Annotated in this window: 4 protein-coding genes; 3 read left to right on the plus strand and 1 reads right to left on the minus strand. The window is 54.7% G+C overall.

What is annotated here, in order from left to right:
- The first annotated feature begins 399 nt into the window (after window positions 1-399).
- The 3 genes from PseAD21_RS29280 to PseAD21_RS29290 are packed head-to-tail and all read left to right on the plus strand — an operon-like array spanning window position 400 to window position 1892.
- Window positions 400-897, plus strand: a complete 498-nt coding sequence (locus tag PseAD21_RS29280; RefSeq protein WP_102359172.1) for a PAAR domain-containing protein — start codon at window positions 400-402, stop codon at window positions 895-897.
- Between the two features lie 3 nt (window positions 898-900).
- Entirely contained in the window at window positions 901-1506 is a 606-nt protein-coding gene (locus PseAD21_RS29285; protein ID WP_218244993.1) for a hypothetical protein, read from the plus strand.
- Complete coding sequence (locus tag PseAD21_RS29290) at window positions 1503-1892, plus strand: hypothetical protein (RefSeq protein WP_102359173.1); 390 nt, start codon at window positions 1503-1505, stop codon at window positions 1890-1892. Before PseAD21_RS29285 ends, PseAD21_RS29290 begins: the two co-directional genes overlap by 4 nt.
- A gap of 129 nt (window positions 1893-2021) precedes the next feature.
- On the opposite strand, the gene PseAD21_RS30430 is transcribed toward PseAD21_RS29290, so the two are convergent.
- Window positions 2022-2122: DUF6124 family protein (locus PseAD21_RS30430; protein WP_371859116.1), on the minus strand; the 101-nt coding region annotated here is incomplete at its 5' end.

Raw genomic sequence — 2122 nt, forward strand, 5'->3', positions numbered from 1 at the left:
GTAGCTGTAGGCAAAGGCGCAAGGATATGTAGCCTGAGAGAGTGTCTGGAGATGTCTTTTTAAACGTTGGTGTTTATCGCGCCTCATCGCGTCCTGCCGTCTAAAATCGCTCCCATCACCTGTTGCCAAGAATTCCCACTGCTCGCCCTGCCTCGCGGCCACATCCAGCAGTCAACCAATAATTTGTAAGTAAATATTGAGCGCGCCGCCTGCCTCGGGCATGCTGCGCGCAGCACATTTACATGGACAGTAAAACTTTATGCGCCCCTCCAAGGACATGCCCTTTTCTTCGCGCGTACACGCTGGACACCCCCGCATTATTTTGGCGGCCGATACCCCTCGCCCCATATCGACTCCATTCCGGTCAAGGAAAACTGAAACTTTGAAAAGGAACATTTCATGAGTGGCAAACCTGCTGCGCGAGTGACAGATCCAACCAATTGCCCGCTCCCGGGGCATGGCACAAACCCTATTGTCAGCGGCTCACCCAATGTGAATTTCGACGGCCTTGCCGCCGCTCGAATGACCGACAAATCCGCCTGCGGTAGCCCAATTATGGGCGCCGTCAGCGCTACGGTTTTCATCAATGGGCTGAATGCTGCGACTAAAGACAGTACCGGTGGCCACGGCAACGTGGTTATCGGCGGATCCGGAACGGTCATTATTGGCGACACCGTCGTATCAGCACCCTTCAGCGGTCTGCTGCCGATGCCAGTGCACTTTACTGACAAGTTCAGATTGGTTGACCAAGAGTCGGGCAAACCGCTAGCCCATTTTGAATACGCCATTCAACGCGCTGACGGCAGCATGGAACATGGCGTAAGTGATCCGATGGGTTACACGCATGTAGTGAGTTCGCACCTGCCTGAAACCATCAAGCTGTTTCTTGAGGATTAAGGCATGGCTGAAGTGGTTAGCAAGAGTGGCAGGAAAATGTCTCCCGTCGCCACGAGAGAAGTGACGGCCGTCAAAGACACCTCCCCTAAAACTGTAGCGCTGGACGCTAAAAAACAGATAAGACGGGCGGAGAATGAGGAGTATTTGAAGGATCCGAACGTGAAGGCATATTTGGCTGCCATTGCCAAAGCCGAAGGCGGTGACTACCACGCGAAATATGGATATGGCTGGGCAAAGGGTTTTCAAACCGGGAAATGGACGTTCACAGATGAGTCCACCCATCCAGGCGCCGGTTTCGGCGGATCAACTACGGCATCGGGCTTGTATCAAATAACCATTGCCACTTGGCGCGAGTATGGCGGCAAGATGGGGCTGACCGACTTTACGCCTCATACCCAAGACCTTATGGCGGTCGACATTCTGCGCACCCTCGGTGTGATCGACAAGATCAAGGCAGGTGACATCCCGGGCGCGATGCCGAAAGCCGCAACACGGTGGGCGGCACTTCCCGAGGGGCCCGGCAAGAAAAATCACTATCCACCGCAACCTTACGCCGAATATCCGGATTTTTTGTCGTACTACAAATCGGCTGGAGGAACCGTCAAATGAAGGCTTTGCACCTCATATTTGTCGCACTTTATTGCACGGGTATCAGCACAGCGTTTGCCGATGGCTCACAGGCGCCAAACGACAAGCGCGGGCCAGCAGGCATCGTCGTCGGTGAGCGTTTGGTGGCGGCCAAGTCCAAGCTAATAAAACAAGGCTGGAAGCCAACGCCGATGCATACCACCGACGGTTATGAATACAGCGGCGTGGAGCGTGAGTTGGCTGCACGCAAGTTCATCGAACTGGATACCTGTTCTTTCGATAGCTCGCGCTGCATCTTGTACTACTCAAAGAAAGGCACCTGCCTGCGCGTCGATACCATCGGTGAACAGTTCAAGGACATGACGGTGACGCGATGGACCGATGAATGTCCTGAAATGCCTCAATAACCAGCCCCCACAGGTTTCAGCCTCGCACACACTATCTGTGACCAGCCTAAAACCCTGTGGGAGCGAGCCTGCTCGCGAAGGCGCCAGAATGAACACCCGATCAATCACCAGGTGATCCCGACACCCGCATCACTCCGACAATTGCAAATTATCCAACGCCCGATTCACCGCCAACTCCCCCAGCATGATCAACTGCGCAATCCCCAACAACGCCCGACGCTGCGACGCCG

The sequence above is a fragment of the Pseudomonas sp. AD21 genome (genome assembly GCF_002878485.1).
Taxonomy (GTDB): domain Bacteria; phylum Pseudomonadota; class Gammaproteobacteria; order Pseudomonadales; family Pseudomonadaceae; genus Aquipseudomonas.